Annotated in this window: 12 protein-coding genes and 2 tRNA genes; 9 read left to right on the top strand and 5 right to left on the bottom strand. The window is 46.1% G+C overall.

The window, feature by feature from the left end; translation table 11 throughout:
- Window positions 1-89: 89 nt before the first annotated feature.
- Window positions 90-166: transfer RNA gene (locus Q7A_RS05240), tRNA-Arg, on the bottom strand.
- A gap of 39 nt (window positions 167-205) precedes the next feature.
- Window positions 206-282, bottom strand: a tRNA-Pro gene (locus Q7A_RS05235).
- Between the two features lie 457 nt (window positions 283-739).
- On the opposite strand from Q7A_RS05235, the gene Q7A_RS05230 reads away from it, so the two are divergent.
- From Q7A_RS05230 to folD, 9 genes are all read left to right on the top strand, one after another.
- Complete coding sequence (locus Q7A_RS05230; protein WP_089418504.1) at window positions 740-1,228, top strand: Na+/H+ antiporter subunit E; 489 nt, start codon at window positions 740-742, stop codon at window positions 1,226-1,228.
- A complete protein-coding gene (locus tag Q7A_RS05225; RefSeq protein ID WP_014706292.1) occupies window positions 1,225-1,479 on the top strand; it encodes a monovalent cation/H+ antiporter complex subunit F in 255 nt (84 codons plus the stop codon). Before Q7A_RS05230 ends, Q7A_RS05225 begins: the two co-directional genes overlap by 4 nt.
- Window positions 1,469-1,768 (top strand): cation:proton antiporter, encoded by a 300-nt coding sequence (locus tag Q7A_RS05220; RefSeq protein WP_238595953.1) that lies wholly within the window; start codon window positions 1,469-1,471, stop codon window positions 1,766-1,768. The genes Q7A_RS05225 and Q7A_RS05220 overlap by 11 nt, the downstream gene beginning before the upstream one ends.
- A complete protein-coding gene (locus Q7A_RS05215) occupies window positions 1,758-2,657 on the top strand; it encodes an MnhB domain-containing protein (protein ID WP_014706290.1) in 900 nt (299 codons plus the stop codon). The genes Q7A_RS05220 and Q7A_RS05215 overlap by 11 nt, the downstream gene beginning before the upstream one ends.
- Complete coding sequence (locus tag Q7A_RS05210; RefSeq protein WP_014706289.1) at window positions 2,657-2,941, top strand: NADH-quinone oxidoreductase subunit K; 285 nt, start codon at window positions 2,657-2,659, stop codon at window positions 2,939-2,941. The genes Q7A_RS05215 and Q7A_RS05210 overlap by 1 nt, the downstream gene beginning before the upstream one ends.
- Window positions 2,938-4,359 (top strand): complex I subunit 5 family protein, encoded by a 1,422-nt coding sequence (locus tag Q7A_RS05205; RefSeq protein WP_014706288.1) that lies wholly within the window; start codon window positions 2,938-2,940, stop codon window positions 4,357-4,359. Before Q7A_RS05210 ends, Q7A_RS05205 begins: the two co-directional genes overlap by 4 nt.
- A complete protein-coding gene (locus Q7A_RS05200; protein ID WP_014706287.1) occupies window positions 4,359-5,876 on the top strand; it encodes a complex I subunit 5 family protein in 1,518 nt (505 codons plus the stop codon). The genes Q7A_RS05205 and Q7A_RS05200 overlap by 1 nt, the downstream gene beginning before the upstream one ends.
- Window positions 5,873-7,519, top strand: coding sequence for a complex I subunit 5 family protein (locus tag Q7A_RS05195; protein WP_014706286.1), 1,647 nt, complete (start codon window positions 5,873-5,875; stop codon window positions 7,517-7,519). Before Q7A_RS05200 ends, Q7A_RS05195 begins: the two co-directional genes overlap by 4 nt.
- A gap of 207 nt (window positions 7,520-7,726) precedes the next feature.
- Complete coding sequence (gene folD, locus Q7A_RS05190; RefSeq protein ID WP_014706285.1) at window positions 7,727-8,581, top strand: bifunctional methylenetetrahydrofolate dehydrogenase/methenyltetrahydrofolate cyclohydrolase FolD; 855 nt, start codon at window positions 7,727-7,729, stop codon at window positions 8,579-8,581.
- A 45-nt stretch (window positions 8,582-8,626) separates the two neighbouring features.
- On the opposite strand, the gene Q7A_RS05185 is transcribed toward folD, so the two are convergent.
- The 3 genes from Q7A_RS05185 to cysS all read right to left on the bottom strand — a co-directional run bounded on the left by Q7A_RS05185 (window position 8,627) and on the right by cysS (window position 13,757).
- Window positions 8,627-11,008: a phosphoketolase family protein gene (locus tag Q7A_RS05185; RefSeq protein ID WP_014706284.1), complete on the bottom strand. Its 2,382-nt coding sequence runs from the start codon at window positions 11,006-11,008 to the stop codon at window positions 8,627-8,629.
- A gap of 13 nt (window positions 11,009-11,021) precedes the next feature.
- On the bottom strand, window positions 11,022-12,218 hold the full coding sequence (locus Q7A_RS05180; protein ID WP_014706283.1) for an acetate/propionate family kinase: 1,197 nt from the start codon (window positions 12,216-12,218) through the stop codon (window positions 11,022-11,024).
- Between the two features lie 156 nt (window positions 12,219-12,374).
- Window positions 12,375-13,757 (bottom strand): cysteine--tRNA ligase, encoded by a 1,383-nt coding sequence (cysS, locus tag Q7A_RS05175; RefSeq protein WP_041354400.1) that lies wholly within the window; start codon window positions 13,755-13,757, stop codon window positions 12,375-12,377.

Genomic DNA, 13,757 nt, shown 5'->3' with positions numbered 1-13,757 from the left:
TGCCATCCTTGGTTCACGTGAAAGTTAGCACCGACAAGGGCTAAAAATCAACTTGAAAGTTTGTCGCAGATTTTTGAGGCAGAAATAGATGGTACGCCCGGCAGGACTCGAACCTGCTACCCTCGGCTTAGAAGGCCGATGCTCTATCCAGATGAGCTACGGGCGCATTAATAACTAAGTGAGGATAATTAAGCAGTCAATAAAGTGGTCGGGGCAGAGAGATTCGAACTCCCGACCCTCTGGTCCCAAACCAGATGCGCTACCAGACTGCGCTATGCCCCGACTTATCCAAGGACAGACATCCTCGAAGAAGGCGAAATAATACGCTGATGCCGATAGCGAGTCAACAGCACATTTATATTTTTTGTCGCTGCTGAAGAAGCATAGATTCTCGCTGATTTTAAAAGACGGGCATCCACTAATTAACTACATCAATCATCAATAGTTTAGGCAATTTAGCCATACAGAGCTGGTCGTGTTTAGAGGTCTTATTCTGATAATAGTTAATTACCGGCTGTTACTACGGTAGTTCAAATGAATAAATCTGATTACATGTGGTGTCCCGATGATAGAGACCATCTTTAATCCTAACAGCTTGTTTGCCAACAAATCTGTTTATTTAGGCTGTCACTTATACCTTCTTCATAAGAGCTTTGCCTAAATTGACTTAAGCCTTTTCTATGAACAGACTGATGCATAGTCTCATGCGGTTGATAACGAAACAGGAGTTATTCATCAAATGACTACGCTACGATCAGCATTATCAATAAAAAAAGTCTTAGGCTGGTTAATTGTTTATAGCTTGCTTTGGATTGTCCTGACCGAAAGTTCAGGCATCGCGTTTGGCTCATTCGTTATTCTCGCAGCAACTTGTATCAGTCTTTATCTGGCCGTTCCCACCCCTACGCTTAAAATGAGATACATGCCTCCGTTTGTTGTTTTTTTTCTCAAAGAAATGACTATGGGAGGGTGGGATGTCGCCCGCCGGGCTTTATCACCTTCCTTGCCAATAACTCCTCACTGGGTCGTCTATTCATTGCATGATTGTCCTGAAAACATTAAGTTAATCCTGTCCGCCTTGATCGGGTTAATGCCGGGCACACTGGCCTCACATTATAAAAATCAACAACTTCATATTCATGTTCTGGATAGTACCCAGGATTGGCACACCGTCGTATCAGATCTCGAAAAACACCTTACGCAACTCATGGGAGGTACGATGAAATGATGGTTTTGGCCTGTCTTTTATTGGTGTCCATTATGGTGGGGCTATGGCGTGTTATATTGGGCCCCAGCCGAATCGATCGACTGATAGCCATCCAATTATTTGGTACAGCGGGGACAGCAATGCTGTTGTTACTGTCGCAAAGCCAAAGCATGCCTGCATTACTTGATGTCGCTCTGATTTTTGCGTTGTTAGCCGCTTTGCTTTCAGCCGCCTTAGTGCAGTATTTGCGAAGTAACCTGCATGATGATTGAGTTAATTAGTTTAATCATTATTTCTGCTGGTGTTTGTTTCTTTGTGGCCGGCACTGTCGGGTTAATTCGCTTTCCAGATGCATACAGTCGTCTGCATGCTGTGACTAAGGCAGATACGCTCGGGTTGGGATTGGTCATATTTGGGTTGATTCTTCAGTCTGACTCAATACGCAGCGCGATATTGATGCTAGGGATCTGGGTGCTGATGATGGCTTCTGCAGCAACGGCTTGCCCACTACTGGCGCGTTATCAGAAAAGCTCTGACGAGGAAATACCTCGTGCAGACTGAATGGTTGTTTGATGGTGTTTTAGTCAGTTTATTGCTGGCTCTCGCCACAGGAAGCGTTTTCACACGCAGTTTATTTAACAGCATCACACTCTATATAGCGTTTGGTATGTTGCTGGCGCTCACCTGGGCACGATTAGGCGCAGCTGATCTTGCTCTTGCTGAAGCAGCGATTGGAGCAGGCATTACCGGCGCTTTGTTGTTATCGGCATACGCGCAATCCAATTTTGCTAAAGAGCAACATCAAAAACGGCAAAATCACTGGCTGGCATTCGCTTTTTTGTTACTGATTATGATGTGGCTGTTCCAGGCAATTTGGCCACTGGCAGACTTAACCAGTTCTTTAACTGATTTGAGTCAACAGTCTTTGAATAAAAGCGGCGTGGATCACCCAACTACCGCCGTCTTATTGAATTATCGTGCCTGGGACACTTTACTTGAACTCGGCGTGCTATTACTGGCCTTTTTGGGTGCCCGACAATTAGCTATTCGCCCGTATAAATTGCCCACCAGCTGGCCACTAATAACAGCGTGGAGTCGGATATTGGCGCCAATTATTGTTGTTGTCGGTGGCTATATTTTATGGCGTGGTTACAGTGCCCCGGGGGGAGCATTTCAGGCGGGTGCATTATTGGCCGCAGGTGCCACCCTGCTCAGCTTAACGGAAGTACTACCACCCTTAAGATGGCGCTCGCTTTGGTTACGCAGTTTGGTTTTAATGGGCATTAGTCTGTTTATCATAGTTGCTGTCTTAACCGCCTGGCTGGGGAATGCCTGGCTAGAGTATCCACTTGCCTACAACAGTCTGCTTATATTCAGCATTGAAGTTGCTGCAACACTGTCAATAGCCATCACGTTGACCTGGCTTGTCGTGGGCGACAGGGAATCCTGATGACGGCTATTCAACTTTATTTGTGTCTTGGCGTGAGCTTGTGGGGTTTGGGCAGCCTTGGCCTGTTTCTGGCCAACAATTTTATACGTCGCATCATCAATATTAATATTGCGGGCAATGGTGTGTTTATGGTGATGGTGGCGTTAGCCAGCCGGGAAGAAACCATTGACCCCGTATTACAGGCACTGGTTGTCACGGGTCTGGTCGTCGCTGTATGTGCAACGGCGTTTGCTTTAAGGCTCTCCGTGGGGCATGCGCAATCAAAACAAGACCCTGAAAGATGAGTTTTGCTTTACAGAGTATGGCGCTGCCTTTGATAACGGCTTTGTTGTTATTGTTTATACATCGTCGGGCAGGCAGCATAGTGATTATTACCAGCTTACTGAGCTTAGCAGCCGCTCTGGCAGCCATGTATCAGGTGCATCTTTATGGCGTTCAACAGATGACTTTGGGTGGCTGGCAAACACCACTGGGCATTCGTTTTCAGCTCACACCGGTCAATTCACTTTTATTGGTATTTACCGCCCTTGTGCATAGTTTGGTGGCTTTGTATGCAGCCTATAGCCGTCATAGCGCAACCAATACTACCGATTTCTGGCCTTTGGCTTTACTGCTGCACAGCAGTTTAGCGGCTTTATGGCTATCCTCTGATTTATTCAACTGGTATGTCACTTTAGAGTTATTAGGCCTGGCTGCCGTTGCGATGGTCACCTTGTCAGGACCTAAAGCTTATCGTCCGGCATTGCATTATTTACTGCTTTCTCTGGTTGCGTCGTTAAGTTATTTATTAGGAGTGGCATTGATGTATGGTCGATATGGCGTATTGGATATTGCGTTATTGACGGAGGTTACCCAAGTAGATGCCACGACTCAAACCGCTTTAATTCTGATGACACTTGGGTTAATGATCAAAGCCGCTGTCTGGCCGTTCCATCTCTGGCTACCCAGTGCACATGCAAATGCGCCCACAGCCGTCAGTGCGTTGTTATCCGCGGTAGTGGTAAAAGGTCCAATTTATATTTTATGGCTTATCTGGACAGAAGTAGCCCCACCAGAGTTGGCCCAATCAATTGGTTTTTATCTGGCTCTCGTCGGTATTGCAGCACTTATTTGGGGGGGATGGTGTGCCATCAGAACGCCTTATCTTAAAGTATTAGTGGCTTACTCCACTGTGGCACAGTTGGGTTATGCCACGCTGACCTTAGGCCTCTTACTGCACTGGCAGCAAAAACAGTTATTAATCGCCTTATGGCTATTTGTCATTGCACATGGTTTAGCCAAGGTCTCGATGTTTTTGGTTGCTGGTGAAATGCAGGCAACACTGGGAAGCAATCGCGTAACAGCCCTAAAAGGCGCAACACAGACCATGCCTGTCGCAATGTTTGCTTTTGCTGTTGCCGGAGGCAGTATTATTGGCCTTCCCCCCAGTGGCGGCTTTGTCGCTAAATGGACTTTATTGCAGCCTATTCTTGCATCGCCACTTCATTGGCCCTGGGCAATTGGCATTTTACTTGGGACATTCGCAAGCGCTGTTTACGTGTTTCGTGCCGTCGTGCTCAGCTTTAACCGGGCCGATCCGATTGCACCAGATTTCTCACCGGATAGATTTTCACATTGGCTCGCCATGCTACCTGCGCTGATGGCCTGGTTAATGGCAAGTGTCAGCGCTCAGTTAATTCGCTTTTTGGGAGGTGTAGCCTGATGCGAGATTGGCTGACTACCTATTTACCGCTGATATTAGTGCTGAGCTCTGTTATCCCTGGCCTTATTATCTTCAGTTTAAAGGAATCCCGGTTTCTATTACGCACCACACTGAACTTGATCGGTGTCTGCCTGCAATTAGTGTTGGTAGCTTACATGCTGTTTGCCGTTACACAGGGCATTAGATTTCAGTTTAGTCTGCCTTTTTTACCGGCCGGGGATTTGATTTTGCAAGCCGACTCTTTATCCCTGCAATTCATCAGTTTATCGTCAGTATTATGGCTTGCCACCACTGTTTATGCGATTGGTTACCTGAAAGGTTCTGCGCTTAAATCACGTTTCTTCGGTTATTTCAGCTTGTGTGTCAGCGCCACGGTAGGACTTGCGCTGTCAGGTAATTTACTGACTTTTCTCGTGTTTTATGAATTGCTGACGTTGGCAACTTTTCCTCTGGTTGTACATAACGGTACGCCTAAAGCGTTACGTGCTGGGCGGATTTATTTAATTTACACACTTGCCGGGGGAGCAATAACCCTGATCGGGGTCGCTTTATTACACAGTCTGACTGGAAGCCCGCCGTTTGTTCCGGGTGGCTATCTAGCTGAATTGGCCACCGATCATTCCGTCAGCTTAACAACTGCGTTTGTATTATTGATTATTGGCTTAGGGGTCAAAGCCGCATTATTGCCCTTACATGGCTGGTTGCCACAAGCAATGGTTGCACCCGCACCAGTCAGTGCCTTATTACACGCTGTAGCGGTCGTTAAAGCGGGGGCTTTTGGTATTATTCGCGTGTTTTATGATGTGTTTGGTATAGAAACCTCACAGCAACTGCATTTGACGCAGGGATTATTATGGCTGGCTGCAACGACTATTTTGTATGGTTCTATCAAGGCGTTACAGCAACAGGAAATAAAAAAACGCCTGGCGTATTCAACGGTAAGTCAGGTGTCCTATATCACCTTAGGCGTTGCCTTGTTAGGCCCTGTCGCAGCCATTGGTGCGCTGGTGCATTTGGTGCACCAGGGACTGATGAAAATTACATTGTTTTTCTGTGCAGGGAGTTTTGCAGAAACACTGAATGTCCATCGCGTCAATGAAATGAATGGACTGGGACAGCGCATGCCCTTAACCATGGCGGCCTTTACCATCGGCGCGCTTGGCATGATTGGTGTTCCACCGATCGCGGGGTTTATCAGTAAATGGTATTTGGGGCTGGGTGCTTTGGGTGTCGGCCAAGGCTGGGTTGTGTGGATTTTTGTCGGTTCGGGCTTTTTGAATGCCGCGTATTTTCTACCGCTGATATATCGTGGCTGGTTTGCCAGACCACCAAAACACTGGTCTGAGAACACCCATTTTGGTGGAGGAACCGCAGGCTGGAAGGAGACACACTGGATGTTACTGTTTCCAACACTTTTTACGGCAACATTAGCACTGATAGCCGGCATCTTTGCAGGGACTGACTGGAGCCCCCTTACATGGGCACAGTTTATTGTTTCGCAGGAATTTAGCATATGAACTGGCTGTTATGGTCAGCAATTCCGCTGTTGCCTCTGATAGGTTGGGTAGTACTGTGCCGTCTGCCGAAACTGAGCAAAGGGCTTTCACTGGTGACGCTACCGGCACTGATTGCTGTGTTCAACCTGCCAGCGCCATTAGTATTGCCCGGTTTATGGCCTGGTGCACAATGGGGAATAGATTCACTGGTGAATCAGGCCTTTCTCGGCTTTAGTGCGCTTTTATGGGCTGCTGCAACAGTTTATGCCGCCAGCAGTGAACAGGATCATCCTCGGCAAACACGGTTCTGGTTTTTCTGGACTGTGGCGATGAGTGGTAACTTTTTGCTATTGATTTCGCTGGATCCTGCCAGTTTTTATGTGGGCTTCACGTTAATGAGTCTGGCTGCCTATGGGTTAATTGTGCATTACCAAGGGCCGTTACCACGTCAGGCTGGAAGGTTGTATATACAACTGGCGGTGCTTGGTGAGATGCTGGTTTATGCTGGATTGATGATGCGGATTCATGAAACTGGCGACTTGATGTTGTTTGCTGATTGGCAAACAGTGCCGATCCAGACAACCACGGCTTGGTTATTGGTGATTGGCTTTGGCTTAAAATCTGGATTCTGGCCGTTACATATCTGGCTGCCTTTGGCCCATCCTGTTGCGCCGGCAGCGGCCAGTGCAGTGCTTTCAGGTGCGATGCTAAAAGCGGGCATTTTAGGGATCTGGCAATTTATCCCTTTAGACAGTTCATTCAGCCTGCAATATGCCTCGCTACTATTTTATGTTGCCTTATTCAGTGCTTTTTATGGGGTTGCCATCGGTCTGCTACAGCAGAAAACCAAAACGGTTCTGGCTTTTTCATCCGTTAGCCAAATTTCCTATTTACTGATGATCGTGACCCTAGCCTGGCAGGATCCGCAAAATCTCTCCGCTTGGATCACTTTACTGGCTTTTTATGCTGTACATCATGGTCTGGCAAAAGGTGCCTTGTTTTTAGGTGCAGGATTAACCTCAACGTATCAATTATCACGCTGGCAATTTGCATTACTGTTTATTCCTGCACTGGCGTTGGCAGGCATGCCGCTGACCAGCGGTGCAGTGGTTAAAAGTCTGTTAAAAGATAATGTAGGCAGTTCTTTATTCAACGCCTATCTACCCTTATTGACCCTCGCTTCATTGGCCACTGCGTTGTTAGTATTCAGAGCATTAAGCTGCATGTGGCGAGACCAACAACAATCAGGATTACGGCCTGCTAAAAAATCTCAGGTTTACAGCTGTATTTTTATCAGTCTGATGCCTGTACTCATTCCATTCAGCTGGCCACTTATGCAGCAAAGTTTTTTCGACTCGCTGAGTCTTTCAAGTGTCTGGAAATTGCTCTGGCCAATTGGTCTGGCAGCAATAATCGCATTCATCGTGTTTATCAAACCATTGCGACTTCCCAACATGTCTTACGACATCGGCCGCTCTTTAGCATTAAGGCTGAAGTTTTGGCTAAATCATCTGCAAATTCCAGACGGTAAAATCTTTATCAATGCTGCTAAATGGCGACAAATTGAACGAAAATGTAATCATCATTTTAAAGCCAACACGGTTTCGTTCAGTGTCATGACAATGGCCATTAGTCTGGTGCTTTTAAGCCTGTTTTTAAGCTGAATAACTCAGCATTACTCTGGCCGATTAAAATATCTCCCTGATATTCAACAGGCTGCGCTATAGCATGAATTTTTCAAAGCCAGTCCTCTCCAAAAACGCAAAGCAATCCACTGCTTCCACTGATGAGTCAAAAGTATCGTTATATTTTTTGCTGTGACTGACGCAACGTGCGATCATAGCCGCTTTTGAAAGGCCGGAACCCTAAGAATGACTGCTCAAATCATCGACGGAAAAACAATTGCTGCCGAGCTAAAACAGAAAATCAAAGCGGCAACCCAGATGCGTCTCGCTACCGGCAAACGTCGGCCTGGACTTGCTGTAGTTCTGATTGGCGACAACCCGGCGTCCCAAGTCTATGTAGGTAGCAAGCGTCGCAGCTGCGAAGAGGTAGGTTTCAAATCTGAATCATTTGATTTACCTGAAAGCACCAGTGAACAAGAGCTGCTTGAGTTGATTACACAGCTTAATGAAGACGATGAGATTGATGGCATTCTGGTGCAACTGCCTTTGCCGGCCCATTTCAATACTGATGTCATTATTGAACATATTGCACCTCACAAAGATGTGGATGGTTTTCATCCTTATAACATCGGTCGATTGGTGCAACGTAATCCATTATTACGTCCGTGCACACCGAAAGGTGTAATAACCATGATGCAAGCTGTTGGTATTGATCTCAGGGGTAAAGAAGCAGTTGTCGTTGGGGCTTCCAATATTGTGGGCCGTCCAATGGGACTCGAATTGTTACTGGCCGGATGCACCACGACCGTTTGTCATCGCATGACCAAAGATCTGGAATCTCATGTTCGCCGTGCAGAAGTTCTGGTAGTTGCCGTCGGTAAAGCGAATTTTATCCTAGGTGAATGGATCCGCGAAGGTGCTGTAGTGATTGATGTAGGTATTAATCGTCTGGAAAACGGTAAATTAACCGGTGATGTGGAGTTTGATAAAGCCAGTCAAAAAGCATCATGGATTACACCAGTGCCTGGCGGTGTTGGTCCAATGACTGTAGCTACATTACTTGAAAACACTTTGTTTGCTGCTGATCAATTGCATTCATAAAAGTGAAAGCCCCTCCGGTTTTGGAGGGGCTTCCAGAACTTCGGTTTAACTATTCCATTGCCAATCACGAATCTCCGGTAAATCCTGTCCATGTTCCCGAATATACTCATCATGCTCAGCGAGCTTCTGTTGAATAAATAATTCAATTTCAGATACTTTGTCGCTGGGTAGTTCGGGCAGATGTTTGACGGCGTTTTCCATTAGATGAAACCGATCCAAACCATTAATAACCGCCATATCAAACGGTGTGGTGGTGGTTCCCTCCTCCTTGAAACCATGGACATGCAGATTTTTATGATTGGTACGACGGTACGTCAACCGATGAATCAGCATTGGATAACCATGATAGGCAAAAATAACCGGTTTATCTTCGGTGAATAATGCATCAAATTCAGCTTCTTCGAGGCCATGTGGATGTTCACTGGGGGATTGTAATTTCATCAAGTCCACGACATTAATCACCCTTACTTTCAGCTCTGGTAAAAACATATTCAGCAACTTCACTGCGGCCAATGTTTCCATTGTCGGTACATCACCACAACAAGCCATCACCAGATCCGGTTCGTTGCCATTATCATTACTGGCCCATTCCCAGACGCCTACGCCTGCGGTGCAATGTTTTACTGCCGACTCCATATCCAGCCATTGTGGAGAAGATTGTTTACCGGCCACAACCACGTTTACATAGTTTCGGCTGCGAAGGCAGTGATCGGTAACCGATAAAAGCGTATTGGCATCAGCTGGAAGATACACTCGTACCACTTCCGCTTTTTTATTCACCACATGATCAATAAAGCCCGGATCCTGATGCGAAAAGCCATTATGGTCCTGGCGCCAGACATGTGATGACAATAGATAGTTTAATGAGGCAACAGGTTTACGCCATGGGATCTGATTACAGATTTTCAGCCATTTGGCATGCTGATTAAACATTGAATCGATAATATGAATAAATGCTTCATAACAGGAGAAAAAGCCATGTCGTCCAGTTAACAGATAACCTTCCAGCCAGCCCTGACATTGATGTTCACTGAGCATTTCCATTACCCTGCCATCTTTGGACAGCTTGTCATCGCCCGGAATCATCTCGCCCATCCAGGTTCTGCCGGTGACATCAAGCACATCCTGCCAGCGATTGGAGTTATTTTCATCGGGACTGAATAGGCGGAAGTTCTTGGCATCAAGATTCTGTTGCATCACATCGCGCAGGAATTTGCCCATTACCCGGGTCGCTTCGCCTTTGGTACCTCCGGGCTTTTTGACTTCTACAGCATAGTCACGAAAATCGGGTAAGGCTAGATCCTGCAGTAGCTGGCCACCATTTGCATGTGGATTTGCGCCCATCCGTCGATCACCTTCAGGCGCTAAGGCTGCCAGTTCTGCTTTGAGTTTACCGTTATCGTCAAATAGTTCTTCCGGTCGATAACTTTGCATCCATTTGTTAAGGATTTCGATATGCCCTTCCTTATCCATATCGCCCATGGGCACTTGATGAGAACGGAATGTGCCTTCGGTTTTTTTGCCATCGACTTCTTCAGGACCGGTCCAGCCTTTGGGCGAACGAAAAATAATCATTGGCCAGCGGGGACGCAGATGTACACCATGTTCACGTGCATCATTCTGAATATGCCGGATTTGTTCCATGGCTTTATCCAATGTTGCCGCCATCAGTTGATGCATCTGCTTTGGGTCATCGCCTTCGACAAAGTATGGCGTATAACCATAACCATAAAACAAGGCTTCCAGCTCATCATTGGGGATACGTGCCAGCACTGTCGGACTGGCGATTTTATAACCATTAAGATGCAATATCGGTAATACCGCACCATCATGTTCAGGATTTAAAAACTTATTGGAATGCCAACTGGTGGCTAACGCACCCGTTTCCGCTTCACCATCACCCACCACACAGGCCACCACCAAATCAGGATTATCAAATGCTGCGCCGTAGGCATGGGATAAGGCATAACCCAATTCTCCACCTTCATGAATTGAGCCCGGGGTTTCCGGAGCAACATGACTGGGTACGCCACCGGGAAAGGAAAATTGTTTGAACAAACGTTTTAAGCCGGCTTCATCCTCGGATATGTCCGGATATGTTTCACTATAAGTACCTTCCAGATAGGTATTAGCAACCAACGCCGGCCCACCGTGGCCAGGACCGGCTATATAAATCATATTGAGGTCACGTTGTTTGATAACACGGTTTAAATGCACATATATAAAATTGAGACCGGGTGTGGTGCCCCAATGTCCCAACAAACGGGGTTTGATATGTTTTGCCTGAAGCGGTTGTTTTAACAATGGGTTGTCATATAGGTATATTTGTCCCACTGATAAATAATTTGCGGCACGCCAGTAGGCGTGCATTTTATCCAGTAATTCCTGATCCAGCGGTTGTAATGTATTTGATGATTCAAATGTCATTTTGCTTTTCCCCTTAATGATTCAGGTTCAACAGATCGCACATCGACTGTGCAATCATTAATTCTTCGTTGGTCGGGATGACCCAGACAGTAACTCTGCTTTGTGATGTTGAAATGCACAGAGCATTTTGCTGATTTAATTCGTTATCCAGTTCTATGCCGATAAATTCCAGTTGCTGACAAATCTGTGTTCTGATTTCCGCTACGTTTTCCCCAATCCCGCCAGAAAATACCAAGGTATCCAAACCACCTAACGCCGCCGCATAGGCACCAATCTGTTTTCTGACCTGATAGCAAAACACGGCAATTGCATCCTCGGCATTTGGATCTGTCGATCGCTGTTCCAATAACTGCTGCATATCACTGGTAGTGGTTGAAATCCCCAGCAAACCAGATTGCTGATTAATCATTGTTTCAAACTGTTCACCGGTCATGCTTTCACTTCGGTTAAGAACACCGAATAAACCCGGATCAAGATCACCACTGCGAGTCCCCATAACCAGGCCAGCCGCTGGCGTCATCGCCATTGTGGAATCAATAGATTGCCCATTTATGACAGCGGTCATGCTGGCACCATTACCCAAATGCGCCAAAATTATCCTGTCTTGATTAGCTTTTTCAGTATTCTGCTGATGTAACACCTGCATTAAATATCGATATGACAGACCATGAAATCCGTATCGATAAATACCTTTTTCATAATACTCACGGGGAATGGGGAGTAATTTGGCAACTGTTGGCAGATTCTGATGAAATTCAGTATCAAAACAAACCATTTGTTTTAACTGTGGGAAATGCTGGTCAAATGCTTCGATTAATTGAATCTCACCCGGTAAATGCTGTGGATCAAGAGGGGTTATTGCCGACAAATGCTTGAGTAATTGCTTGGTGACCCATTGGGGATCTTTATGCTGATGACCACCGTGAACAATTCGATGTCCGATAGCTTTAACTGAGACGATATCAATATTTTTATAGACCCAATCTATCAATACCTCAACAGCCTGCTGGTAGTTATCAGCTTTGATATCTACAGTGGACTCTTCTGCCTGAATCGAGTTTGTAACACGCAACTTGGCGGCAGGCAGCCCCAGTCCTGTGAGCTTGCCGGATAAAATGGGAGTAAGCGATTCGGTTACGTTATACAACGTAAATTTGATACTGGATGAACCGCCGTTGATAGTCAGTAAATACGTTTTATCTTTGGGCATAATCGATCCATAAGATTAAATTCGATCATGCCCACACTAAAACACTTTGTATAGCCGGGAAGAAGATTAAATGACGCTATTGTTGATTTAGATCAGGAGAAAATTGCCATAAATCAAAGTGTCTCAGCCACCATTAACAGGCAGCTGAGACAAATCTTAAATTTTACGCCAGCTGGTTTTACCAGCAGCATCTTCCAGCACAATTCCCATTGCAGTGAGTTCATCACGTACCTGATCTGCGCGGCTCCAGTCTTTTGCAGCACGGGCAGCATTACGCTCAGCAATTAATTGTTCAATTTTGCCGGCTTCATCTTGTTGGCCACCGGTAAGAAAAGCCTCAGCAGATTGCTGGAACAAACCTAACACTTCACCAAAGGCCAATAACAACCCTGCCAGATAAGCTGATTTTTGCTCGTCGTTTTCTTCACGGGCTATGTTCAGCGCCTGACGTACATCTGCCAAAACCGACAATGCTAATGCTGTATTAAAGTCATCATCCATGGCTTCAGCAAAACGTGATGCAAACTCAGCATCCTCCCGCCAGCTAACGGTTTCAGGTGTGACATCACGCAAGGAATGATAAAAACGGGTTAAGGCTGTTTTGGCCTGTTCCAATTGATCTTCAGCGTAATTTAATGGGCTACGGTAATGGCTCATTAAAATGAAATAACGCACGGCTTCTGCTGGATACTTGGCCAATACTTCTCGCACGGTGAAGAAATTACCCAGCGATTTGGACATTTTCTCGTCATCAATCCGTACAAAGCCATTGTGCATCCAGTAGTTCACACTCTGGCAACCATGTGCGCCTTCAGATTGAGCGATTTCATTTTCATGATGTGGAAACTGCAGATCCTGTCCGCCGCCATGAATATCAAAATGATGGCCCAGGCATTCTGCTGACATCGCTGAACATTCAATATGCCAGCCCGGACGACCCGGCCCCCATGGCGAATCCCATGCTGGTTCTTCAGGTTTTGCGGCTTTCCATAAAACAAAATCCAGCGGATCGGTTTTCGCTTCATTAACTGCAATGCGTTCGCCGGCGCGTAAATCGTCTACCTGTCGACCAGAAAGTTTGCCATAGCCCGAAAACTCACTGACGTCATAATAGACATCTCCATTTTCAGCAACATATGCCAGACCTTTATCGATGAGGGTCTGAATCATATCAAGCATAGGTTGCATGGCTTCGGTGGCGCGAGGCTCACGGTCCGGTCTGAGTACACCTAAAGCATCTGCATCGGCGTGCATTTCCTTGATATAGCGATCAGTCAATGTCTGAATTGTTTCGCCGTTTTCCGCTGCACGTTTAATGATCTTGTCATCTATATCGGTGATATTACGGATATAGGTCACGTCATAACCACTAGCACGCAGGTAACGCGTGACCACATCAAAAACCACCATTACCCGTGCATGACCAACATGACACAAGTCATAGACCGTCATACCGCAGACATACATTTTAACTTTGCCTGGCTCTATCGGTTTAAAGACTTCTTTCTGCTTGGATAGAGTATTGTGAAGTTTTAACAT

It is taken from the genome of Methylophaga nitratireducenticrescens (assembly GCF_000260985.4).
Classification (GTDB): Bacteria; Pseudomonadota; Gammaproteobacteria; order Nitrosococcales; family Methylophagaceae; genus Methylophaga; species Methylophaga nitratireducenticrescens.
Note: the sequence above shows the minus strand (reverse complement) of the source record. Positions and strands in the feature narration are given on the sequence as shown.